The organism is Kribbella sp. NPDC051620 (assembly GCF_044453825.1).
Classification (GTDB): Bacteria; Actinomycetota; Actinomycetes; order Propionibacteriales; family Kribbellaceae; genus Kribbella.
The window spans coordinates 101,003-122,698 of record NZ_JBITDB010000001.1 but is presented as its reverse complement, the minus strand read 5'-3'; the positions used below and the strand labels follow the sequence as shown (position 1 = coordinate 122,698).

At 67.9% G+C, this 21,696-nt stretch carries 25 protein-coding genes; 8 read left to right on the top strand and 17 right to left on the bottom strand.

Annotated elements, in window-relative coordinates; translation table 11 throughout:
- Positions 1-158: 158 nt before the first annotated feature.
- Positions 159-419, top strand: coding sequence for a hypothetical protein (locus tag ACIA12_RS00540; protein WP_396364622.1), 261 nt, complete (start codon positions 159-161; stop codon positions 417-419).
- A 19-nt stretch (positions 420-438) separates the two neighbouring features.
- On the top strand, positions 439-1,287 hold the full coding sequence (locus ACIA12_RS00535) for a class I SAM-dependent methyltransferase (RefSeq protein ID WP_396364621.1): 849 nt from the start codon (positions 439-441) through the stop codon (positions 1,285-1,287).
- A 27-nt stretch (positions 1,288-1,314) separates the two neighbouring features.
- On the opposite strand, the gene pyrE is transcribed toward ACIA12_RS00535, so the two are convergent.
- Positions 1,315-1,833: an orotate phosphoribosyltransferase gene (pyrE, locus tag ACIA12_RS00530; protein ID WP_396364620.1), complete on the bottom strand. Its 519-nt coding sequence runs from the start codon at positions 1,831-1,833 to the stop codon at positions 1,315-1,317.
- Positions 1,834-2,035: 202 nt separating this feature from the next.
- Positions 2,036-3,268, bottom strand: coding sequence for an exonuclease domain-containing protein (locus ACIA12_RS00525; protein WP_396364619.1), 1,233 nt, complete (start codon positions 3,266-3,268; stop codon positions 2,036-2,038).
- A gap of 187 nt (positions 3,269-3,455) precedes the next feature.
- On the opposite strand from ACIA12_RS00525, the gene ACIA12_RS00520 reads away from it, so the two are divergent.
- A complete protein-coding gene (locus ACIA12_RS00520) occupies positions 3,456-4,118 on the top strand; it encodes a DUF6308 family protein (RefSeq protein WP_396364618.1) in 663 nt (220 codons plus the stop codon).
- A gap of 33 nt (positions 4,119-4,151) precedes the next feature.
- Here ACIA12_RS00520 and ACIA12_RS00515 read toward each other — a convergent pair whose 3' ends face one another.
- On the bottom strand, positions 4,152-4,790 hold the full coding sequence (locus ACIA12_RS00515) for a hypothetical protein (RefSeq protein ID WP_396364617.1): 639 nt from the start codon (positions 4,788-4,790) through the stop codon (positions 4,152-4,154).
- 17 nt (positions 4,791-4,807) lie between these two features.
- Between ACIA12_RS00515 and ACIA12_RS00510 the strand changes: the two genes are divergently transcribed.
- Entirely contained in the window at positions 4,808-4,963 is a 156-nt protein-coding gene (locus ACIA12_RS00510; RefSeq protein ID WP_396364616.1) for a hypothetical protein, read from the top strand.
- On the opposite strand, the gene ACIA12_RS00505 is transcribed toward ACIA12_RS00510, so the two are convergent.
- Entirely contained in the window at positions 4,960-5,451 is a 492-nt protein-coding gene (locus ACIA12_RS00505; RefSeq protein WP_396364615.1) for a metallophosphoesterase family protein, read from the bottom strand. The two genes, ACIA12_RS00510 and ACIA12_RS00505, sit on opposite strands and share 4 nt — an antisense overlap.
- 4 nt (positions 5,452-5,455) lie before the next feature.
- Positions 5,456-6,442 carry an oxidoreductase gene (locus tag ACIA12_RS00500; RefSeq protein WP_396364614.1) on the bottom strand — a complete coding sequence of 329 codons (987 nt, stop codon included), beginning with the start codon at positions 6,440-6,442 and terminating at the stop codon, positions 5,456-5,458.
- Between the two features lie 173 nt (positions 6,443-6,615).
- Between ACIA12_RS00500 and ACIA12_RS00495 the strand changes: the two genes are divergently transcribed.
- Positions 6,616-6,927: a hypothetical protein gene (locus ACIA12_RS00495; protein ID WP_396364613.1), complete on the top strand. Its 312-nt coding sequence runs from the start codon at positions 6,616-6,618 to the stop codon at positions 6,925-6,927.
- 51 nt (positions 6,928-6,978) lie between these two features.
- On the opposite strand, the gene ACIA12_RS00490 is transcribed toward ACIA12_RS00495, so the two are convergent.
- Both ACIA12_RS00490 and ACIA12_RS00485 read right to left on the bottom strand, forming a co-directional pair.
- Positions 6,979-7,341, bottom strand: coding sequence for a hypothetical protein (locus ACIA12_RS00490; RefSeq protein WP_396364612.1), 363 nt, complete (start codon positions 7,339-7,341; stop codon positions 6,979-6,981).
- Positions 7,338-7,562, bottom strand: a complete 225-nt coding sequence (locus ACIA12_RS00485; protein ID WP_363824967.1) for a hypothetical protein — start codon at positions 7,560-7,562, stop codon at positions 7,338-7,340. The genes ACIA12_RS00490 and ACIA12_RS00485 overlap by 4 nt, the downstream gene beginning before the upstream one ends.
- Positions 7,563-7,836: 274 nt before the next feature.
- Here ACIA12_RS00485 and ACIA12_RS00480 point away from each other — a divergent pair, with 274 nt between their 5' ends.
- The 3 genes from ACIA12_RS00480 (at position 7,837) to ACIA12_RS00470 (ending at position 14,074) form a co-directional block, all read left to right on the top strand.
- Positions 7,837-12,231, top strand: a complete 4,395-nt coding sequence (locus tag ACIA12_RS00480) for a hypothetical protein (protein WP_396364611.1) — start codon at positions 7,837-7,839, stop codon at positions 12,229-12,231.
- A gap of 176 nt (positions 12,232-12,407) precedes the next feature.
- Positions 12,408-12,971: an RNA polymerase sigma factor gene (locus ACIA12_RS00475; protein WP_396364610.1), complete on the top strand. Its 564-nt coding sequence runs from the start codon at positions 12,408-12,410 to the stop codon at positions 12,969-12,971.
- Positions 12,968-14,074: a CU044_5270 family protein gene (locus ACIA12_RS00470; protein ID WP_396364609.1), complete on the top strand. Its 1,107-nt coding sequence runs from the start codon at positions 12,968-12,970 to the stop codon at positions 14,072-14,074. The genes ACIA12_RS00475 and ACIA12_RS00470 overlap by 4 nt, the downstream gene beginning before the upstream one ends.
- A gap of 10 nt (positions 14,075-14,084) precedes the next feature.
- Here ACIA12_RS00470 and ACIA12_RS00465 read toward each other — a convergent pair whose 3' ends face one another.
- From ACIA12_RS00465 to ACIA12_RS00420, 10 genes are all read right to left on the bottom strand, one after another.
- Positions 14,085-14,546: a hypothetical protein gene (locus ACIA12_RS00465; RefSeq protein ID WP_396364608.1), complete on the bottom strand. Its 462-nt coding sequence runs from the start codon at positions 14,544-14,546 to the stop codon at positions 14,085-14,087.
- Positions 14,547-14,570: 24 nt separating this feature from the next.
- Positions 14,571-14,792 (bottom strand): hypothetical protein, encoded by a 222-nt coding sequence (locus ACIA12_RS00460; RefSeq protein ID WP_396364607.1) that lies wholly within the window; start codon positions 14,790-14,792, stop codon positions 14,571-14,573.
- A gap of 136 nt (positions 14,793-14,928) precedes the next feature.
- A complete protein-coding gene (locus ACIA12_RS00455; RefSeq protein ID WP_396364606.1) occupies positions 14,929-15,390 on the bottom strand; it encodes a hypothetical protein in 462 nt (153 codons plus the stop codon).
- Positions 15,390-15,866, bottom strand: coding sequence for a hypothetical protein (locus ACIA12_RS00450; protein WP_396364605.1), 477 nt, complete (start codon positions 15,864-15,866; stop codon positions 15,390-15,392). The genes ACIA12_RS00455 and ACIA12_RS00450 overlap by 1 nt, the downstream gene beginning before the upstream one ends.
- Positions 15,866-17,173: a hypothetical protein gene (locus tag ACIA12_RS00445; protein ID WP_396364604.1), complete on the bottom strand. Its 1,308-nt coding sequence runs from the start codon at positions 17,171-17,173 to the stop codon at positions 15,866-15,868. The genes ACIA12_RS00450 and ACIA12_RS00445 overlap by 1 nt, the downstream gene beginning before the upstream one ends.
- Position 17,174: 1 nt before the next feature.
- Entirely contained in the window at positions 17,175-17,435 is a 261-nt protein-coding gene (locus ACIA12_RS00440; RefSeq protein ID WP_164592782.1) for a hypothetical protein, read from the bottom strand.
- Between the two features lie 13 nt (positions 17,436-17,448).
- Positions 17,449-18,129: a hypothetical protein gene (locus ACIA12_RS00435; protein ID WP_396364603.1), complete on the bottom strand. Its 681-nt coding sequence runs from the start codon at positions 18,127-18,129 to the stop codon at positions 17,449-17,451.
- Positions 18,126-20,876, bottom strand: coding sequence for an FtsK/SpoIIIE domain-containing protein (locus ACIA12_RS00430; protein ID WP_396364602.1), 2,751 nt, complete (start codon positions 20,874-20,876; stop codon positions 18,126-18,128). Before ACIA12_RS00430 ends, ACIA12_RS00435 begins: the two co-directional genes overlap by 4 nt.
- Before the next feature lie 113 nt (positions 20,877-20,989).
- Positions 20,990-21,388 carry a VOC family protein gene (locus tag ACIA12_RS00425; RefSeq protein ID WP_396364601.1) on the bottom strand — a complete coding sequence of 133 codons (399 nt, stop codon included), beginning with the start codon at positions 21,386-21,388 and terminating at the stop codon, positions 20,990-20,992.
- A gap of 7 nt (positions 21,389-21,395) precedes the next feature.
- Positions 21,396-21,608, bottom strand: a complete 213-nt coding sequence (locus ACIA12_RS00420) for a hypothetical protein (protein WP_396364600.1) — start codon at positions 21,606-21,608, stop codon at positions 21,396-21,398.
- Between the last annotated feature and the right edge of the window lie 88 nt (positions 21,609-21,696).

The following is a 21,696-nucleotide window of genomic DNA, read 5'->3' as shown; positions in this document are numbered from 1 at the left end:
CCGGTACCTGTCAGCGATCTGTCATCGGCCGGCCCTCCGCCGACGCGGATCGCCGGCTTCGACGCCGCGAAATCGCGCTGCCGGGAGGTGCATCGTTGAGCGGGTTGCGGGCACTAGGCTGGACATCACGGGCAGGCCGGGCACAGGGAGAGGTCGCGATGTCGGAGTTCAGAATCACCCACGAGATCCACCAGGTTCATCCGGACATCCGCGAGAAGCTCACCACCACGACGATCGAGGCGATCAACGAGTCCAGCTCGCGCTCGCCGGAGGACGCAGCGCTGGTGCTGCGCCACAAGCTCGGTGAGATCGGCGTGCACATGAGCGAAGAGGCCTGCCTGGCCGCCGTCGAGCGGATCCGCCAGGGCAAGACGCTGCGCTTCGAGATCGAACAGGTCGACGACGAGGCCGATCGCTAGCTCGCGAGCGGCTGAGCCGATGCCGAGTTCCGAGGAGATCCGCGACGGTCAGCGCGCTGCGTGGGCCAGGCTGTCCGCAGGCTGGGAGAAGTGGGACGCGGTCATCATGGACCAGCTCGGTCCGGTCGGCACGGCGATGATCGAGCGGCTCGACATTGCAGCGGATCAACAGCATCTCGACATCGCGTCTGGCACGGGTGAGCCGGGTCTGAGCATCGCGAGGCTGGCGCCGCGCGGTCGCGTAGTACTGACGGACCTCTCGGCGGAGATGCTGGACGTGGCCGCGCGACGAGCCGCGGCGCAGGGGATCGCCAACATCGAGACCAAGGCCTGCAGCGCCGACGACCTGCCGTTCGCCGACGCGAGCTTCGACAGCGTCTCGGTGCGGTTCGGCTACATGTTCTTTCCGGACATGGGGAAGGCGACCGCCGAATTCGCGCGCGTACTGAAGCCCGGCGGCCGCCTTGCCGCGTCGGTATGGGTAAGCCCCGAGCAGAACCCCTGGACCTCCATCGCCATGGACGCCATCGCCACCGAGACTGAGCTACCTGCACCCCTCCCAGGCGCTCCCACCATGTTCCGCTGCGCCGCCCCCGGCTACATCACCGCCCTGTACGAGCAGGCCGGCCTCCACGACATCGCCGAGTGGAACGTCCCCCTCGAACTCGTAACAGACTCCCCCGCCCAGTACTGGTCCATGATCAGCGAACACGTCTCCCTGGCCGTCGCAGCCCTCCAACAGCTCGACGCCCCGGCCCAAGCCCGAATCCGAGCCCACGCCCTCACCAACGTCACCCCCTTCAAAAAGAACGGCCAAATCCGAGTCCCCGGCCTGGCCCGCTGCATCGTCGGTACAAAACCCTCTTAGACCCCCGACGAACTGCCGGGTCAGCGGTCAGGACAGGAAATCGGCCGCGGTCAGCAGCGAAATCAGCTCGATGCCGTCTGCGGCGAGCGTTTCGGTCCCACCCAACTGGCGGTCGATCACACAGAGCGCCTGCGAGATCTGGGCACCGAGCGCGCGCAACTCCTGCGTGGACAGGACGATCTGACCGCCCTTGGTGACGACGTCCTCGACAATCAGCACCTGCCGCCCGGCTACCTCGGCCCCCTCCGCCAGGCGGCAGGTTCCGTAAGTCTTGGCCTCCTTACGCACAAAAGCACACGGCAACCCCGTATGCCGCCCAAGCGCAGTAACAACCGGAATCCCACCCATCTCAAGCCCCGCAAGCACCTCAGTCCCGGCCGGCACCAGCGGCACCATCGCCCCAGCAACCGCATCCAACAACACCGGATCCGCCTCAAACCGGTACTTGTCAAAGTACTCACTCGCCGCAATCCCCGACCGCAGCACAAACTCCCCAGTCAAATGCGACGCCCGATAAATCCGCTCCCCCAACTCCCCAATCTCCACCCCAGCACCCTACCCAGCCCCCACCCCAACCAACGCTGACCACCACCCCCACCACCCACCCAACCCCAGCCGCACCCCTCCCCCTCACGCCACCCCCACAGCCCGCCCGTCACCCCCGCTGTCCACCCCCACCACCCACCCAACCCCCAGCCGCAGTTCTCGGGCTTGGTTGGTTCTGGTGGCTGACCGTTGGGTGGGGCTGTCAGCCTGCTTTGTGTTGGGTTGGGGTGGGGAGCATTCGGATGAAGTCTTCTAGGGCGATGATCGGTATGCCGAGGTCGCGGGCTGCTCGGGCCTTGACTGAGAGGCTGTCTACGTCGGCGGCGACCAGGAAAGTCGTGTCCGGGTAGATCGCCTCCTGCGGCACGAAGCCCGCCGCGACAGCGCGGTTCCACCAGACCTCCCGCGGCTCCACCATGTCCCCGGTGAACACCAGCCGGCTACCAGCCGGGAACGCCTGCGCTCCAGGCCGAGCCGGTACGGCGTACTCCCCGCCGCTCACCCGCAGCAGAGCATCGTCGACATCCGCCGCCCGTTGCCCGAGCATCACCGCAACGCGATCGAGGTCGGTCCGCTCCTCCAGGCTGACCACTCCTCCGCTCCACAACGCATCCGCCAGATCCGCGACGTAGACCCGATGCAACTCGTCCACCTCCGATCGCGTCAGCCCGAGATCCGTCGCGACGTGCACCAGCTGATCCGCCTCGGCCTCGTTGATCTCCCGATCGGCCAGGATCATGTCGAGCACCGCCAGGTACGAATCGGCTTGCGGCGGCTCAGGCACTCGCGGCAACTGATCCACCAACCTGCTCATCCAGCCATGCCGACCGCCCGCATGCACCGGTCGCGCCGTCGCCACCCCATCCGCACCCGGCAACGCCGGCCAGGGCAAATGCCTGATCTCCTCGTATGCCCACTGCCAGGGCGGAGGCGACGGAAACGACCGCAGATAGTGGCTGAACAGCTGCGCCGTCGCCCGGGTGTCCGCCAGCGCGGAGTGCCAGCCCTCGATCGAGATCCCGGCCGCGGAGCAGCAGGCACCCAGCGTCCGCTTGGCTCCCGGATGCAGATAGCCGGCCAGCGCCATCGTGCACATCGACCGCTCGGTGATCAGCGGCACCCGGAACCCGATCCGGTCGAACTCGGCCCGCAGGAACCCGAGATCGAACTCCACGTTGTGCCCGACCACCATCCGCCCGGCCAGCAGCGACCCCAGCCGGCCCGCGATCTGGGCGAAGTCCGGCGCCGCCAGCACGTCCGCGGTCAGGATCCCGTGAATATGTTGCGGCCCGAGGTCGCGCCGCGGATTCAGCAGCGTCACCCATTCCCGCTCGAACCGGCCCTGCGCGTCGAGCAGCACGACGGCGACCTCGATCACCCGGTGCCGGTACCCCGGCGACAGCCCGGTGGTCTCGGTGTCGATGACGGCATACATCCGGCGCCTCCTTCAGCGTCGCTGCCAACTGTGACAAGCCAATCACAGGCCACCGACACTTTTCGGAACAGCGCAGCCGGAACCGCGCAGATCCGATGTAACGCGGCAACGATTCCACTCGATAGCCCAGGTGGAAGCGCGGGGGGAAGCCGGCAGGCGCCGCGGCCGACAAGTTCGCGGGGGGACCATGCAACTCACCATCGACACCAGCCTCTCCACCAGGCTGCTGGACATCGTCGCCGATCCGCAGGCAGTACAAGACCTGCGCGCGTACTTCGAGGACGGCCCGCCCAGCACCGGCTACCCGGGCCGCTGGTTCGAGCAGATCGGCTCGCCGGCCGACCAGGAGCGCGACCGCGACCGGCTCACCTCGGATGACATCGTCGCGTTGTCGGCGCTCAGCATCCGCCTGCCGATCACCGTCTCGGCCAAGCTGCTCGGGGAGGACTCCGCCGAGATCACCAAGCTGCTGACCGAGATCCCGGCCGACGTCGACCTCTGGGACGTTTCCCGCTCGGACCTGAGCCCGCGCTCGGCGGCGTACCGGCTGTTCACGAAGTTCCGGGCGATGGCGTGGAACGGCGGCGAGCACGGTACGTCCGGCGTCACCGCGAGCAAGCTGCTGGCCCGCAAGCGGCCGCGGCTGATCCCGATCTACGACCATCAGGTCAGCCAGCTGGTCGACCTCGGCAAGGGCGCCAACTGGTGGATCTCGTTGCACGAGGCATTGACCGAGGAGGTCCGCGACCACCTCACGCGTGCGCACAAATCGGCCGAGCTCGGCCCGAGGATCACCCCGCTGCGCACCCTCGACGTGATCCTCTGGATGCGCGCCCGCCACACCGACTGAGCCCGCCACACGCCACCGGCACGACAGCCGGTACTACGCCGGCGGGATGTCCACCGCGATCTCCTCGCCCAGCTTCGCGCCGCCGATCAGGTCCAGGTCGTCGCCACTCCAGAAACGACCCGGGTCGTACCAGTTCAGCCGTCTGGCGGCGGCCGGGAGCAGGCCCATCTCCTCATACGTCACCGCGACCACCTCAGCGCAGTACGCGCTCTCCAGCTTCAGCTCCCGCTCGCCCCGACGGAGCTGCGGGATCCGCCCGCGCAACCACCGCGACGCCAGCCGGGCCGTCGACGGGAACGGCGTACCGTCCAGGCGCGCCACAGTGCGCAGTACGGCGTCCTCCGTCTCCCGGGTGACCGGGTACTCCAGCTGCCGCAACCAAGCCCGCTGGCCGTACTTGCGCGACCAGGTCAGCACCGCGTCGCGCAGATCATGCAGCTGTACCCCGCGCTGGTGCTGACCGGTCCACACGTCGGGCAGCGACCGGCCGAGCTCGGCATGCCACATCAGCGGCGGCAGGTCCTCCAGTACCACCGCCATCCCGACGTGGTTGACCGGGCTGTTGGTGGTCAGCTGGATCGCCCGATCGGCCGCGCTCCCACCGCGGAACAGCCAAATGTCACCCGTTCGTGTCAGTTCCGTAGCGTCATCCAGTGCTATCCGTGTCTCCACGTCGCTAGGTTAGTGACATGAAGGCATGGAAGGTCGTAGGACTGGCAGGTCTCGTCGGCGTCGCCGCCACTGGCGTCGTCATCGCGCGAGGCGAGCGCAAGCGCAAGTCGTACACCCCGGAAGAGGTCCGCGACCGCATCAAGACCCGCGTCAAGGAAGCCGCGAACGCCTAGAGGTTGTGCAGTTCAACTTCTTTCAGACGGCCTGACTCGATCACGGCCGTCTGATAGGTGCAGTACGGCTGGCTCCGCCGATCCGTCGGCGAGCCCGGGTTGAGCAACCGCAGGCCCCGTGGTGACGTCGTGTCCCACGGGATGTGGCTGTGCCCGAAGACGAGCAGGTCGACGTCCGGATAGGCGCGCTCGCAGCGCTCCTCACGGCCTTTCGCCTGGCCGGTCTCGTGTACGACCGCGACGGACAACCCGTCCAGCGTCACCCGGGCGACCTCCGGCAACCTTGCCCTGAGCAACGGTCCGTCGTTGTTGCCCCAGCAGCCGATGAGCTGCTTCGAGCGCTCAGTCAGCTCGTCGAGCAGCTCGACGCTCACCCAGTCACCGGCGTGGATCACCACGTCGGCTTCGTCGACCGCTGTCCACACGGCGGCGGGCAGCTTCTTCGCACGGACCGGCAGATGAGTGTCCGAGATCAGCAGCAATCGCATCCAGCTACTGTCCCACGGCCTCGATCAACTCCCGCTCGCGTGCGGGGCTCAAGCCGGCCTTGCGCTCGCGCTCGAGGCCGAGCTCGCGTTCCCACGCGAGGGTGTCGACCAGAAACTCCTTGCGTGATCGATGCTTCAGGCCGGCTGCAGTGGCCGCGGCCCCGCTGCGGTTCGACCAGCCCTCGTACCCGGGCGCGGTGATCCACATCGCGAGCGACTCCGGCCCCATGTACTGCTCGACCTTCTGCTCCTCCAGCCACTCCTGCGACGCCAGCACCACCGGCCCGGTGTGCCCACCTACCTCGCGTACCAACGAGATCCACTCACCGAACGGCACCACCGGCCCGACCGTGTCGAAGGTCCCGGTCGTACCGCGCTCGGCGCAGTCCAACAGCCAAGAAGCCAGGTCCCGTACGTCGATCACCGACGTCGCGAGGTCAGGCGTGTCAGGTACGAGCAGCGGCTCTTCCGGCGCCCGCGCCGCCCGAGCAACCCAGGCCCCGCCCCGATCGCTGGTATCCCCCGGCCCACCGATCAGCCCCGCCCGCACGATCAGCAACCGATCCCCGACCGCCGCGATCGACGCCAGCTCGCAAGCCACCTTGGCCTCGCCGTACAGCTCCCGATCGACGACCTCCTGATCGGTTGCCTCCCGCAACGGCGCCGACTCGTCCGCCCCCGGTACGTCGAACGCCGCATAGACATTCCCCGTCGACACGTAGGTCCAGTGCCTGGCGTCTTTCAGGGCTGCCAAGGCCTCCCGCACGAACCCCGGTTGCCACGACACCTCGAAAACCGCGTCCCACTCCCTATCCCGTACTGCGTCGTACGCGCCGGGCTGCCCTCGGTCCGCAGCGACCAGCGTCGCCCCCGCCGCGACCGAACCGCTCTCACCCCGCGCCAGACAGGTCACCGCATGCCCACGCACGAGCCCTTGCGTCGCGAGCTCGCGCCCGAGGAACGCCGTACCGCCCAGAATCAGAATGTCCACGCGCCCAAGCCAAGCAGGCGGCACGGACAAATCCCACCCCCTCTGCCGAGGGCAGACAGCCACGCTCAGTGGCCTGCCGTTCCCGCCGCGTCATAACTGTCCGTCACCACTTGCGGGGCGCACGGGGCAGGCGCACTGTCGGCAGTAGGAGTACCTAGACAGCAGGGGGAATCATGGCTGGTTTCGTTCAGATCATCGAGTTCCAGACCTCCAAGCCGGACGAGGTCCGTGCGCTCGGTGAGGAGTTCCGCAAGAACCGGGAGGCGTCCGGACCCGGCACCTCGCCGGTCCGGATGATGGCCTGTGCCGACCGGGACAACCCGGGCCATTACTTCAACATCGTCGAGTTCGCCTCCTACGAAGAGGCGATGGCCAACTCCGAACGCGCCGACACCACCGAGTTCGCCACCCGGATGATGGAGCTGTGCGACGGGCCGACGACCTTCCGCAACCTGGACCTGCGGGAGACCGCCGAGATGACCTGACGGGCTGAACGGGACCGGCGCCGGAGGGAGTTCGGCGCCGGCCCGTTCGGGTCAGACCGGGTCCGCGGCGCCGGATCCGGTCGTGGTCTGCCGGCCGGACGCGAACTCGTCCGGCGGGGGTTCGGGGGCCGGGTGCAGGTCCGGCCAGGGCTGGGGCGGCAGATCGGCGCGTTTCGGCAGCTCCGGATCCGGCCCCGGGTCAGGGTCCAGCCACTCGATCTCGGTGGCGCCATGGTGACCGTGGATCGCGATCACCGAGTCGATGCTGTCCCACACCGTGGTGGTCGGATAGTCGCCGTACCAGCGCAGCGCGACGGCTTCGTCGGTGAACTGAACGCCCTCGGCGACAGGTCCGGTGCCACTCACCCCGGAGACGTCGTGATGGCGGATCAGCCGGAAGCGACGGGCAGTCATTTCGGTGCGACCTCCCAGAGCCGTTCGCCCGGCAGCGCCCGGCCGCCGGGATCCGCGTCGGGGATCGGTTCACTCGTCACCTTCAGGCCGGCGAACCGGCGTGACATGGCGGCGGCATAGCGGTCGGCCACGTCGGCCTCCGCCCGGTAGTCCGCGACGACGTGGTCCCCGAACCACACTCGTACGCGGCGACGTTGTTCTCCCGCCGGATCCCCGGGCATCAGTGCACCCGGCGTCCGGTCGAGGGCGTGCGCCGGCGACCCGTTGGTGTTCCCATCAGCGGCATCGAATAGCTGTCGTTCACTTCGATCACTTCCACTTCCCTGTGGGGATGGGTTCACTCGTAGTGACGAGCCCGTGACGGGTTCATGACGCGGATTCGGCGAATCTTTTGCGAGACTGCCGATTGCCCGATCAGGCCGCGTTTCGGGCGGGCTCCCGGCGCCTGGGCCGGATGCTCTGGACCGCCCCCGGTGGATCCGGAGAATCGGTGGGATGGGTGACCTGCGCGATCAACGGGAGGACTCGGCCGGCCCGGCCAGGCAGAACGGCGGGCCGCAGGGTGCGGCGCTGAGTCCTGCCGCCGGCAACCTGCTCGGACTGCAGGCCTCGGCGGGCAACGCGGCCGTGGCGCAAGCGATGGCGAGCGACTCCGAGATCAGCAGCACCCTTGAGGCGATCTACTCGACCCTGCACGTCGGCGGCATGTCCGACGACCGGGTGGAGAACGTCTTGCGCCTGCTGCTGGCCAACTACCCGTCGGCCGCGAAGCTCAAGGCCGGGTACCAGAGCCAGTACAAGCTCGATCTGTACGGTGACCTGGCCACCCTTCCGGCGGAGAAGGCTGTCCGGGCACGGGACTACTTCGACGCGGGCACCCTGCGGACGATGACCAAGCTGCTGATCTCACTCGAAGGCCTCGGTACCGACCTGCCGACGCTGTGGCGCGTCCTCGGCGACGCGCACGCTGAGGGCGAGCCGGAGACGAAGTGGACGAAGGTCGTCGACAGTGCCCGGCTGGGCGACCTGTCGGGCTACAGCGCCTTCGCGGGCGAGACGCTGGACGTCGCGCTCGACGGTGACCTGGACGGGCACGAGCTGATCCGGGCGCACGCGATCCTCAAGTACGGCAGGCCGCGCGACATCGACGAGCTGGTGATCGCGATGGAGCAGCTCGGTACCGACGAAGCGAAGCTGTTCGAGGCGCTCGGCACGGCCGGCAAACGGGCGAAGATCGAGGAGGAGTACCGCGACTACGAGCTTCGCAAGTACACTGCGACGCCCAACGGGCACGGCGTACTGCTGGAGGATCTTGGCGCTGAGATGGACGGCGAGGACTACCGGCACGCGCTCGCGCTGCTCGGTTACGACGAGAAGCTCAAGAAGCTGGCCGCCGACCAGGGGCTGGTCGCGCTGGTCAAGGCCGCGAAGTACGGGCTGGGCACGAACAACGCGCTGATCTGGGAGTCGGTCGGCAAGGCCAGTCCGGCGGAGAAGGCGGCGCTGCTGAAGGAGGTCGACGCCGCGGGCGATCCGCTGGACCTGAAGGGACTCACCGGCGACCTGAGCGACGCCGACCACGCCCGCCTCCGCGCCCTGCTGCTCGCCCCGGACCCCACCACCCGACAGCCCGGTACTACGGCCGTACCGGCGCCTGATGAGCCCGGCTTCTCGTCGTCCGGTCTGACCGACCCCGCGCTCATGAGCGATCCACTGGTCCTGCGCCTGCGCGGACTCGGCGGCGTCGACACGACGACCGTCTTCGACACCGTGAAGATGGCCAAACCCGCCGTCTGGAAGACCTTCCGCGACGCCTGGAACGACCCGAAGTCGCCCTTCCACCTCTACGTCTCCGCCAACACCGTCGTCGGCGAGAAGCGCGACCTGGCGATTGTCCTCGGCAACGATCTGCGGGCTCGGCTCGATTACTGCATCGGCATGGTCAGCGACGACGAGGACTATCTGTTCCTGCTGCTGGAGGAGTTCGCCACCGACTCCGACCGGCACGTGCTCGGAAAGGACCAGGGATTCCGCGACAAGGTCCTCGGCGCGCTCAGTTCGTCGGAGCAGAACCGTGCCGAGGCAGCGCTCCGGCCCCGCGACCAGAGCGCCCTGGAGCAGGCCGACTGGCTCAAGAAGGCCGTCGACCGGGAGAGCAGCGGTTTCTTCGACCTCTTCACCGACACCGGCGACGCGTTGCGGGACGAGAAGCGCGAGCTCGCCCAGAAGGCCGCCGGCCCGTCCGGTACCGAGCTGGACAAGCAGATCGCGAAGACCTCGAACGCGCTCACCAGCTACACCGCGGCACGCGACGAGTTCGCCAACACGGCCTCGATGGTGGTCAACATCGCGGTCGGCGTGATCGCCGCCGTACTGACCGGAGGTGCCGCCGGTCCGATCGTCGCCGCGCAGCTGGCCCGCGCCGCGGCCGCCATGGCCCTGACCCGGGTACTGACCGAGAAGGTGATTCGTGGGGACCGGTTCGACGTGCTCGGCTCGGACGGCGCGGTCGCGTTCGCGGCCGGTGCGACCGACGGGGTGATGAACGTCCTGGGCGGCGTCGCGGCGCGTGGCATCAGCACGGCCGCGCTCGACGCGATGGGGCCCACGGTCGGCGCCCTCGCCAAGACAGCTCACGGGACGACCGCGGTCGGCGTACTGCGAACGTCGCTCGAAGGCGGTCTGTCCGGTGGCGCGTCCGGGATGGTCGAGACGGTCGCGAAGGACGAGACGTGGCGGCAGGGCATCCAGAACGGTGTCGAGACGTCGATCAAGGCCGCCGGGGCGGGCGCGGGGCAGGGCGCACTCGTTGCCGTCGTCATCCATACCGTCGCGTCCGCGATCAGCGCGATGAGGTTGCCCGCCTCAGCTCCGGCTCGTCAGGCCCTGCATCAGGCGGTACTCGACGGCAATCCTGAGGCCGCCAAGGGATTCGTGGCTGGGATGGAACGCTGGGAGACCGGTATCCGCGATCTGGACGCTGGTACGGGGATCGGGGCCGGCCTCGAACCTGGGGTCCGCCAGCAGTTGATGCGACGGGTGCAGGAGCATCGGCGGCAGTTGGTCCAGCACTTGGGTGAGCACTTCGACGCGAAGCCGTTGGGTGGTGCGAGCACGGAGGCGATCAGCGATGTCGATCTGAGTGTGTCGGGCGAGAACGCCGGTATGAATCTGCTGGCGGCCGAGGCGTTTCTGGACGGGATGTACCCGGGTTGGCGTTCGAAGTACCGGATGGGGTTGATGGTCGACGCCACCCGGATCGGGACGTACACGCAAGCGCTGGAAGGGCTGCCGCCGCAGGCGCGGGCGGCGCTGGAGTCCCGGGTGACGATGGAGGTCGAGACGCTCAACGCCGCGCGGCGGCTGCGGAACGCGAGTGGGCCCGAGCGCGGGCTGTTGCTGAAGGATCTGCCGGCCGGGATCGCGCCGGAACGCGTGGAGATCCTGGCTGGGCTCGGCGACGAGGCTCGGCAGGCGGTTCGCGATCATGCGCTGGTCGAGGGCGACAAGCTGCTGGCCCAGCTCAAGGCAGCGACCGATCCGGCCGAGAAGGCGCGGTTGGCCGAGCAGGTCACGTACCAGCAGATGCTGGCCAATGCGATGAGCGACGACGCGTACCTGTCGCCGGGTGGCGTGAAGGGCTTTGCGCTGAACCAGCCGTTGAGTGGGCCGCATCAGCATTACCAGGCGGCGCTGGACCAGCTCGACATGGCTGGTCATGCGATCCGCGAAGCGGGCGGCGTACTGGAGGCGATGCGCAGTTACGAGCTGTTCAAGTACATCAATCGGTTCAGCGCGATCGTCGAGTCGGCCGGGTTGACGGATCCGGCGCTGAACTTCTTCAAGAACTGGTCTGATCTGGTCTATCGGGTGGATCGGGCGGCGACGGGGGCCGAGGCACGGCCGGGTGGTCTGGCCAATGAAGCGAAGGGCGCACACAAGTCGGGGGCTCGGTATGACAACCCGGGTGAGGCGCTGGATGCGCCGACGGCCGAGTTCCTGCTGGGGCGGTACGAGGAGTTCCAGGCCTTCGTCGCGCGGCATACCTCGGAGCTGAGAGCTCGTACGCAGCCTGAAGGGGCCGACACCGGGCAATCCGGGTTGAGCAGGCTGCCGGATCCCACCGCGCAGGACACGACGCCGAGCGGGGACACCGGCGACGGCCGGCTGACGCCTCCCCCGGTGCCTCTAGGCGGGTTGGAGGCGTTGCACCAGCCGATCGGGGGGTCGGTGGCCGACGAGGAGGCAGGGCAGGCGCTGATCCGGCGGCTGGCGAGCAACGACGCGAGCGCGCTGACCGACATCGGCGTCTCGCTGCCGCCGAAGTTCAATCCGGAGGGACGCGAGTGGGGTCTGGCTCGCCTGGCGGACGGGAGCTACGCGATCATCCAGGGCTCGCCGGGCGTCATCCACTGGCCGCGCGGCAGCACGCCACTCGGCCACACCCACCCGTGGCACGCCGGCCGGATGATCAGCGAGGGCGGTACGCCGATCACTGCGATGGCCGACTCGACTGTCAGCGGCGACATCCCGCTGTACTTCCAGAAGATCAAGGTCTTCCCGTCGACCGGCGACTTCGGCTCCGCGTCGACCAAGGGCTGGAAGACTCACGAAGTACACACTCCGTACGTCTACCTCGGCAACGGCCGGATCGCCAACCCCACCGCCGCCCCCGCCGCGCCCCGGGTCAGCTTCCGCATCCTCGACGCCACGATCGTCGGCCACGTCGACATCTACGACGTCACCCGCTGCCAACTCCAAGCAGTAGCCGGCGGCGAAGTCATCCTGGACCGCACCATCTGGGCGTCCCAAGGAGGCATCGGAATGATCGAGACCAAGCCCCCCGACAACCTGCAACCCGGCAGATATCGCGACCGCAACCGCCAATGAGCCGCTTCGACGACCGCGACTCCAGTCCCGGCGCGTGACAGGGTGGCGGGATGGGGCGGGAACCGGATGCGGCCGTGCGGGCAGAAGCAGGTATGCACCGACTCCGACTAGCGGCCCCCACCGGCCCTTTCCTGGCTGAGCCCGTCCCGCCTGACCCTGTCCTGCCTGCTCCTTCCGTGTCGTCCGACGGTGAGCTGGTTCAGGCGGGCGAGACAGCGGAGGACTTCGCCCGGCTGTTCGACCGGTACTCGGTCACCATCCACCGGTACGTCGCCCGCCGGCTGGGGACGACCGAGGCGGACGACCTGCTCGGCCAGACCTTCCTGATCGCCTTCGAGCGAAGACAGCAGTACGTCGACTCAGCGGCGGGCGCGCTGCCCTGGCTCTACGGCATCGCCACCAACCTGATCCACCGCAGACGTCGCGACGAGGTCCGCCAGTACCGCGCCTACGCCCGCTCGGAACCAGCCGGCTCCGACCAGCACGGCGACCCGCTCGGTACGGACGTCGCCGCTCGAGTCGACGCGGCAGCGGCGTCACGTGCGCTCACCGGCGTACTGGCCGGTCTGCGGAAGGTCGAGCGCGACGTCCTGCTGCTCTACGCGTGGGAAGACCTCAGCTACGCCGAGATCGCGCTCGCGCTCGACCTGCCGATCGGCACCGTCCGTTCCCGCCTTCACCGAGCCCGTCGAGCCCTCCGCTCCGCGCTCGGACCCGACTTCGAGGAGAACCCGTCATGACCGAGATCGACCTGCTCAAGCGCCTGCGCGACGACGTACCGGCCCCCGACCCACTCGCCCTGGCCCGAGCCCGGCAGCGCCTGTTCACCCCGCCACCTCCACACCGCCGCGTCACCCGGGCTCGCCTACTCGTCGCCGGCGGCCTCGCCCTCACCCTGGCCGGCGGCTTCCTGGCCGCCGATGTGGTGGGCAACCAGAGCAGTCCACTCCCCGGTACGGTCGCAGACGCCAGTACCGTCCTCGCCGACGCGGCCGCTCTTTCCGCGACGAATCCCGACGCCCCGATCCCGGCTGGTCAGTACCGCGAGGTCACGACTCTGGCCGACTACCTGTACGAGTTCGGTCCGGGGCACAAGTACCGGGCGACGACACGGGTCAAGTACGTCGACTGGACGACGGCCGATCCCACCCGCAGGTACGTTTCGACCTTCTATCCCTTGGTGAGCGTGAAGTTCGCGACTCCCGAGGCGAGGGCGGCCGCGCCCAGGTACGCGCCCTATCTGCTCACCCACCCGAGGCCGACCACGTACCGGGTCAACTGCAACGGTGTCGGTCTAGTGGGTGATACCTCCGGCCAGGTCTTCAAAGCCACCTGCAAGCCGGGCTGGGCCTACCCGACCGCCGCGTTCCTGGCCCGCCAGCCTCGCGACCCCGACGCGCTGCTCGCGGTACTGCGCAACGTCCCGCTCTTCGATCACACACCGAGGAACCAACTCGAGCGCGCCCGCGAGAAGCTGACGTCCAAGGACCAGCTCGCCTTCGGCCGCATCGCCACGGTCCTGAACTCCGGACTCGCCCCCGCCGACCTGCGCGCCGCCCTCTACCAGGCCACCCGCAAGATCCCCGGAATCCAGCTCCTCGGCGACGTGACCACCCTGGACGGCCGCCCCGGCCGAGCCATCGGCTACACCGGCGTCGGCCAGCGCCAGGACATCATCATCTCCCCGACGACCGGCCAGAGCATCGGCTCCCGCCTGGTCACCAACGAAGAAGGCGCCGCCCTGGCCAAAGCCAACCAAACCGGCAGAAACCAGCCCGGCGACATCGAACAGCAAACCGCCGTAACCACCCGCCTGACCCGCACCGCCCCCCACCCGAACTAACCCCGCTCCCCTACCCCATCCGCACCTCAGACACCCATTCCCGCCACTCCCCAAGATCCGGCTCATCCATGCTGACCCCTACCTCGAACCAGTGCGTCCCCACCTCGGGCAGATGCGCCGCGACGAGGTAGGTCACGTCATGAACCAGCAACAAGGGCATCCCCAACCCAGTCAGCCGCTCAAAAACCTCCCGAGCCTCGTCGCCACCACCAGACAACACATCAACCTGAACCGCATACGGATCAATCGCCTGAGCCTCCCCCGCCTCAGCATCAACCAACACATGCCAATTCCGATGCACCGAAACCCCCAACTCTCCCACCCCACCCAACGCCGCCCCGCGAAGCCCAACCTCCCCATCAGCCCCCGCCCCCTCCAAACTCAACCCCAGCCCAAGCACCTCCATCAGCCGCTCAGCCACTTCCCCCACACCCAACCCTGTATCAAGAAAGACGCTGTACTCGTCCGACATCAGACCTCTTCCAAGTGAGTGCTACTACTTGATTCGCGCCAGCAGGTCTTCGGGCTTCAGCCCAGCCGTCAACTCAGCCGTGCGCATCCTCGCCGGTCCGATCAGATGGATGCCTGTCCGCCCGGCCAGAAAGCGCTCGAAGTACCAAACGGCGAACTCCGCTGCCCCTTCCGCGTCAGCCGGCTCAAGCGTGACCGCCTGCCCAGTACCGCTCAAAGCCACCCCCAACTCTCGAGGACTCGGCACCAGAGGAATCAAGGCCTCTAAGCCATCGACGACCCCTCGACCGCTCCGAGCCTCACCCTCGCCCCCGGCCACCGATCCCGAAGCCCAGCAGCCAACTCCTCCGCGTCAACCACCCAATAAGGCTCTTCGAGTGGAGCTATGAGGTAACCCACGAGCCCCACACATCCACGTCCTCTGCGTCGGGTGTCAGCCTTGGTTCGAAGTACTTGGTGGGGCGGCCGGGGAGGTAGGCGGCGACGAGCCACTCGACGTTGTGAAGAAGTAGCGCCGGCACGTCAGGCATCGCAGCGGCGATCGCCTCGAAAGCAAGCCGCGCCTCCTCCGCCTGCAACGGCTTATGCGTCCGAAGCTGCACGTCAACCATCACCGGATAACCATCCATAGCCTGCAACACCCCGGCTTCGGGCGGGAAGATCGTAGGTCCGATGAACAGCCCGTACGGCGCATCGACCGTCCGCCCCTGCCCCACGAACCTCCAGTCGCCCTCCTCCTCGTCGAGCCGCCCTTCCCCCCGAACCCCCAGAACCCCGGCCACCCGCGCCGCGATCACGTCGATCCCACCCTCGACCGCCAGAAAGATCTCGTCGCTGTCCGACATCAAGCCCGAACCCAGCCCCGCCAGAGCTCCTGGTCCGGTGCGTCGACGGTGACGGAGCCGTCAAAGTACTTTGTGCCGACTCCCGGTAGGTGAGCGCCCACCAGGAGACCCAGATCATGCACAAGGAGCATCGCTACATCTGGCTGCGCTTCGATCAGCTTCTCGAACACAAGCCTCGCCTGCTGCTCCTGAATCTCTTCGGACCGGCTGCCATATCGAATGGAGATCTCCAACGGGTAGGCGTCGAAGGCCTGTACGTCCTCAGGCAGCGGATCGACCTCCGCATAGCTGTTCGGCCGAACCACCCAGCCCAGCCACCCATCGGCACCCATGGCCCGGCCCCGGACGTAGAAGTCCTCCCCCACCGGCGGCTCTTCCGGAACATTCTCCAGCCCGAACAGCGGCATCAGCCACTCTTCGAGCACCTCGCGAACCGGCAAATCCGTCCCGAGAAAGATGTTCTCGACAGTCGACATCAGTTCTCCTTCACATAGGTGACCAACCGCCCGTCACCGAGGATGACGTGTACTACGTCCGCCACAGTCTTGCCGGGTTGACCGCAGGCCCGCCGGAAGGCACGCAGAGCATCTTCCTGGGTGACTCTGACGTTCCGTCCGTCGATCACCACCTCACCACCGGCCGCTACCTGTTCACTTGCATCGTTGATGTTTCGCTTGAGCGCGTTCGCCGACCTGCTCACGGGGGTTTTGAACTCCACCACGATGCCTGGGTCGCCACGATGTTTGCGCACCATCGCATCCGGGTTCTTCCGGTATTTCTGGGTGTGGTCTTCCAAACGCCCATCGATTCGCCAGCCCTCGATGGCCAACCTCTCGGCTGTGTCCTGCTCGGTTGCCCGGAATTTGCGTTGTGGATCGTAGATGCCAGGTACGAAGTCGTCGCCCAGGGGGCGGTGGTGGAAGGCGGGGTCGAAAGCGGGAGCGTCGTCGAGGGTGGGGGCGAGCTCTGGTACTTCGATTTTGCGGGGTGGCTGGTTGTCGGATGCGGCGGTACCGGGCTCCGGCAGCTCTACGTCGATCATTACCGGGGCCGGTGTCGGCGGGCGTTCTTCGGGGTAGGTGAAGGTGGCTGTCACCTTGTCGGGTTCGATGAGGATGGTGGCGGTGGTCCAGGGTTGTTTGCCGTGTTCTTCCATGGACTTCAGGAGTTCGCGGGCCGCCGCGTCGAGTTCGACCTTGATTTCGTAGTCGCGGTCTTCGGGGGGTTCGAACTCCTCGAAGACCTCCAGCTCGCCGGTTTCGGCGACGAGGATCTCGAATTCGAGTTCCTCCGGTTGCTCGTACTCCTCGGCGTCCTTCTCCTGTTGTTTGCGGAGCTTCTCGAAGGCCTTGCGGGCGACTGTGATCAACGGGGGTTCGAAGTCCTCGGAATCTTCCAGCGGCTTGAAGGGCAGGGAGAAGCGGGTGACCCGGCCGAACAGGTCACGCGACGCGAGGTCGGACGAGCCGCCGGTCGCCCGGTTGCGGTCGGCGGAGCCTGCGTCGGGGCGGTCGCTGGAGCGGGGCGCGCCGACGAGGCGCTCGGCCCAGGCCTTCGTCTTGGGCGGCGCCATCGACAGGTAATGCGCTGCCTGTTCGCATGCGCGTGCCGCCGCGTCCAGCTGCTGCGCGGCGACAGTCGCCTGCCCCTGCGACGCAGCGATCGCCAGGGCCGCGTTCTCGCGACACCGCTCGGCCGTGCGCTGCAGGTGCGCCACCACAGCGGGTACTTCGTTCAGACACTCGACCAGTCCGCGCGCCACCCGCTGCAGGTCGGAGGGCATGTTAGATCTGGTCGGCGTAGCTCTTGCAGCCGGCCGAGGCGATCTCCAATGCCTCCGCGGCCTGTTCGACCGCCTTGCCCGCGGCGTCGAGGATCTCGGAGATGTCGCGGTCCACGCCGGTCGCAGTACCGGCGATCAGACTCTCCACCTGGGCGCTGTGCTGGATGAAGCGGAGCTTGAACCCGGCCAAGCCGCCAGCTGCTTGCTTGGCCTCGGCGGAGACCTGGTGCAACTGTTCCTTGAGCCGCTGTACGTCGGACACTTACTGCCTCTTCCTAGGGGTTGCGCTTCTTCGGCAGCACGATCGCCGTGCCGGCCACTGCGGCCGGTACCAGCACCGCCAGCCACCACGGCAGTCCTGCTGCCATCAGGACTACTACCAGGGCTGCCCCGCCCCAGCCCCACCAGCGGGCGCCGGGCAGTCGCGGGAGACCCAGTACCCGCGATGCGGCCAGCAGAGTCACCGCCGCGATCGCAGCGGCTTCCAGGCCGACCAGGAGGGATCCCCTCGCTACCCAGACCGCTACGAAGCCGACCAGTACCTCGACGGCGCTGATCGTACGGCGCTTGCGCCGCTCCTGATCCGCCCGGGCCGCCTTGCGTACCTCTTCCAGCTTGTCGACGGTCTCTGCGAGCTGTTTGGTGAGCTTCGCGGCGGCCGCTTCCATGTCAGTCATACCGCGCATCTCCGGCAACGGGATGGAGGCGCGCTTGCCGTCCGGCGGCAGCCCCGCCCGCTGCAGGCTCTCGGCCGCCTTCTCCGCGAGCGCGTTGAGCCGGATCTCCAGCTTGCGCCCCCGCTCGGCCATGGCGTCCGCCTCGGCCATAGCAGTCGCCTCTGCCTTCGACCGGTTCGCAGTGAGCCGGTCCTGCGCCTGCTGCGCGTCTGCCCGGGCCCCCGCGACCTGCCGGAGCGCCCGTGCGTACTCCGTCCACTGCTGCTGCTCAGTCTTCATCGCCGCACCAGCTCCACGTACCGCTCGACCTCATCCGCCCGCAGCGGCGCAAACGGTACGACAACCTGCGCCTCCGGGTGCAGCCCGTCCCACAGCAAGGCACGATGCGGCTCCGACGCCCACCGCACCAGCGGCCCGGCCACCGCCCGTACTCCGTCCTGCGGATGCCTCAGGAACACATGCGTCGCCACATTGGCCCGCCCGTACCCGAGTTGCTCGGTGCAGACGTGCAACCGGTTCCACCACCCGAAGGTGACCAACCCCTGCGCCGGCCCGTCCCGCACGATGTCCTGCAGCGCATTGGCAGGACTCTCGAAGAACCCTTCCGCATGCGTCTGCATCTTCGGCACGCCGTGAAACCCGAACCCCAGCAGATACGTAGTACCGCCCACGCGCCCGTCCCGCACGGTATCCCGCAACGAGAACAGCCGCGGCACCACATCCGCATGCTTGTCGACCGTCTCGACCTCGCAACCAAGCTGCCGCAACGTCTCGACCAGCGCATCCTTGCCCTCAGCAACAACCGGCGCCGAGTCCGTGCCATCCAGGAAGATGAACCGAGGCGGTACGACGGCCGCCGCGGCCGCCGACACCGCCAACCCGGTCAGCACCCCCAAAGCATCCGCAGGCCCGTCGCCGAGCACCAGCACCCCAGCGCCAGGCTCCGGCCGCACCTCAACCGACACCGGCTCCTCGGTCACCGCGATCGGCAGCCCGGTCCACGGCCGCCCGAGTTCCGGCTGGACCGCGGCGGCAGTGTCGGCCAGTCGCGCCGGCTCGGCCAGGTGGAAGATTCGCGGCGGGTGGGTAGTACCGGATCGCATCCACAACTCACGGCGGAGATCGTCCAGCACCGCCTTGTCCGCAAAGCTGACGAGCACGTGCTGGTTGTCGTCGGGCGATCCGAAGTTCGCGTTCAGCACGGCCTCCCCGCGGAACTGCAACTCCGCCGCGGCCGTGTTGCCCGTCCGCAGAATCGCCTGCGCATCGGCCGGCGTCGTCTTCAGCGCGATCCGGTAGGGCACCTGCCCGAAGATCGAGTCGCGCCGCGTCGACAACCGCTTCACGCCCTCGATCGTCTGCGTCGCGAGCACCACATGCACGCCGTACGCCCGCCCGAGCCGTACCAGCCGCTCGAGCAGTCGCGCAGCCTCGTCAGCAAGCTCGTCATCATCCTCCAACAGCACCTGGAACTCGTCCAGTACCGCGAGGATGCGCGGCGGCCGCTCCGGACCGGGCGGAAGCTCAGCGATGTCGGCCACATTGCCGTGCGACTTGAAGATCTCGCTCCGCCGAGCCAGCTCATCGGACAGATGCCGCAGCACCGCAAGCCCGAACGCCCGGTCGCTGTGCACCCCGAGCACCCGCACATGCGGCAACCAGTGCTCGCGCTCACCGGCCGGCCCGAGCGCCGAGAACTCCACGCCATGCTTGAAGTCGAGCAGGTACATCTCCAGATCCGCCGGGTCGTAGCGCGCGGCAAGACCATGGATCAGCACGAGCAGCAGGTTCGACTTGCCCTGCCCGACAGCGCCGCCCACCAGCACATGCGGCAGGGCGGGGTTGCCGCTGCGCAATCGCACCAGCGCCGGCGTGCGATCGTCGTACCCGATGACCGTGCTCAGCTCGTCGCTGACCGGTTGCCACCAGGTCGATCTGTCCGGAAGCGTGCGATTGAAGTCGATCGTCGGCAGTACCGCGATCTCCGCGAGCTCGGCGACGACGTCACAGATGCTGGCGGCAACGTTGGCGTCGAAGGCCGGATCCAGCTTCGCCGGTACGTTCGGCAGCTGCGAGATCTCGACCTTCTCGTTGGCGATGGCAACGGGAGTCAGCAGGTCGAGCAACTGGCGCGCGTCGACCTCGTGCTCGCCGGTGCTCGACGGGTCGTGATGGACCAGGAAGCAGATGCCGCGATCGGCGCCGGTTGCCGCCAGCCGTACCAGATCTCGCTGGGCCAGCTGGTCGATCCCGGCCGGGTAGTCGAACAGCACGATCAGCCGGTACGGATCGGTGACCCGCCCGGTCTCGCGGACCAGGTCCTCGAAGTGCTTGTGCCCCAGCTGCGCTTGCCTGCTGGCACGCAAGGACGAGACGTCGACCAGCCCGGACAGTACGGTGTGCAACTGATCGGCGGTATGCGTTGCCCTCGGCACCAATTGCGGGTACTTCGTGGTCAGGTGCCCGAGCAGCCCCATCATCCCGGTCAGCCGCGGGTCGAACGCGTCGATCCGCAACCGGAACGGCTCGGCCGACGCGATCAGCCGCAACGCGACACTCTGCAGCAGCCGCCTGGCCGACTCATTGCGATCGGCGGTCACCCGCCAGCCATTGGTGCGCAACAGGGGCGCGACCACCGGAGTACCGGCTTCGAGCTCTCCGACCCGCACGTACGACGGGGTGCCGGCGCCGATGTACTGGCGGTTTCGCCAGCGGGCGTCGTTGGGGGGAATGGATGCCAGTCCAGGTGCCAGCCGGTCGGCCAAGAGGCGCGCAGCGGGCTCAGCGGCGGCCAGTGCCTCCGTGGTGGCCGCCTCGACCAGACCTCGCGATTCGCGCCGCGCGGCGGCGGTCTCGGCCTGTAGCTGACGATGCAGCTGTACTGCGCGTTGGTGCTCGCCCCGAGTGAGCTGACGCGCGTTGTCGAGCAACTGCCCGAGTGCGAACTGGAGGCCGCGGATCCGTGCTTCCAGGATCTCCGGTGAGACTGGCGCGGGCGTACCTGCATCGTCAGGCTGCTCCGTCACGAGCACCGTCCTTCCACCTTCGCCCCGCGACCAACCGAATGCCTTCGCCAACCATGTCACACCAGCAGTCCCGTGCGTCACTCCAGGCACCAGAAGTCCCACCATCCGATCGGTTATCCGGGGGCGACGATCTCGAGCTCGTAGCCGTCCTGGTTATGCAGGAATGCGGCGTAATGCTGCGGACCACCGGCGTAGGGGTGCCGGTCGGCGAACATCAGCGTCCAGCCATGGGCTGCGGCATCGATGACGATCGCGTCGACCTCGGCCCGGGTGGCCGCGTTCAGGGCCAGGTGGTTCATCCCGGGACGGAGCCGGTCGTGGGTGTCGGCGGACAGCGCTGGGCTCTGCTCGACGACGATGTACGAGCTGTCGACGCCCGACTTCCAGCTGAACCCGCCGGGCCAGCCGTCCCCGTCCTTCCAGCCCAGCTGGTGGAGCACCCAGCCCCAGTCGTTCAGTGCCCGGGACAGGTCCGGGACCCAGATCTCGATGTGGTGCACAGCGGCGGCCATCGGAGCATTATCTGTGCTGGTCGCGGTATTCATCGTCGAACCGGCTCGAAACAGCCACCGAGACCAGTCCGGACAGCACCAGCCAGACCAGCGCGGCGACCAGCCACGGCCACCACTCCCGGCCCGCGGCGGCATCGGCGACAGCCTTGCCGAACAACCCACCGGACGGCGCGAAGACCAGCACCAGCAGGATGCGGGCGACGCTGCTCTCCTTGGTCATTCCTTCATTGTCCGAGCCGCAGCCGATCACCGCTCACCTGCGGGCGTTTCGTACTTTTCCACAGACTTGGCCAGGGGTTCAGCAAAGT

Bases quoted from the DNA above. Each gene is read 5' to 3' on its own strand.
- ACIA12_RS00525 (WP_396364619.1), bottom strand. From the start codon at position 3,268: ATGTATGCCGTCATCGACACCGAGACCACCGGGCTGTCGCCGGGGTAC.
- ACIA12_RS00445 (WP_396364604.1), bottom strand. From the start codon at position 17,173: ATGCCCTCCGACCTGCAGCGGGTGGCGCGCGGACTGGTCGAGTGTCTG.
- ACIA12_RS00505 (WP_396364615.1), bottom strand. From the start codon at position 5,451: ATGCGATTGCTGCTGATCTCGGACACTCATCTGCCGGTCCGTGCGAAG.
- ACIA12_RS00490 (WP_396364612.1), bottom strand. From the start codon at position 7,341: ATGACTGCCCGTCGCTTCCGGCTGATCCGCCATCACGACGTCTCCGGG.
- ACIA12_RS00425 (WP_396364601.1), bottom strand. From the start codon at position 21,388: ATGGCCGCCGCTGTGCACCACATCGAGATCTGGGTCCCGGACCTGTCC.
- ACIA12_RS00465 (WP_396364608.1), bottom strand. From the start codon at position 14,546: ATGTCGGACGAGTACAGCGTCTTTCTTGATACAGGGTTGGGTGTGGGG.
- ACIA12_RS00480 (WP_396364611.1), top strand. From the start codon at position 7,837: ATGGGTGACCTGCGCGATCAACGGGAGGACTCGGCCGGCCCGGCCAGG.
- ACIA12_RS00485 (WP_363824967.1), bottom strand. From the start codon at position 7,562: ATGCCCGGGGATCCGGCGGGAGAACAACGTCGCCGCGTACGAGTGTGG.
- ACIA12_RS00510 (WP_396364616.1), top strand. From the start codon at position 4,808: ATGAAGGCATGGAAGGTCGTAGGACTGGCAGGTCTCGTCGGCGTCGCC.
- ACIA12_RS00535 (WP_396364621.1), top strand. From the start codon at position 439: ATGCCGAGTTCCGAGGAGATCCGCGACGGTCAGCGCGCTGCGTGGGCC.
- ACIA12_RS00470 (WP_396364609.1), top strand. From the start codon at position 12,968: ATGACCGAGATCGACCTGCTCAAGCGCCTGCGCGACGACGTACCGGCC.
- ACIA12_RS00540 (WP_396364622.1), top strand. From the start codon at position 159: ATGTCGGAGTTCAGAATCACCCACGAGATCCACCAGGTTCATCCGGAC.
- ACIA12_RS00450 (WP_396364605.1), bottom strand. From the start codon at position 15,866: ATGTCGACTGTCGAGAACATCTTTCTCGGGACGGATTTGCCGGTTCGC.
- ACIA12_RS00435 (WP_396364603.1), bottom strand. From the start codon at position 18,129: ATGAAGACTGAGCAGCAGCAGTGGACGGAGTACGCACGGGCGCTCCGG.
- ACIA12_RS00495 (WP_396364613.1), top strand. From the start codon at position 6,616: ATGGCTGGTTTCGTTCAGATCATCGAGTTCCAGACCTCCAAGCCGGAC.
- ACIA12_RS00420 (WP_396364600.1), bottom strand. From the start codon at position 21,608: ATGACCAAGGAGAGCAGCGTCGCCCGCATCCTGCTGGTGCTGGTCTTC.
- ACIA12_RS00520 (WP_396364618.1), top strand. From the start codon at position 3,456: ATGCAACTCACCATCGACACCAGCCTCTCCACCAGGCTGCTGGACATC.
- ACIA12_RS00455 (WP_396364606.1), bottom strand. From the start codon at position 15,390: ATGTCGGACAGCGACGAGATCTTTCTGGCGGTCGAGGGTGGGATCGAC.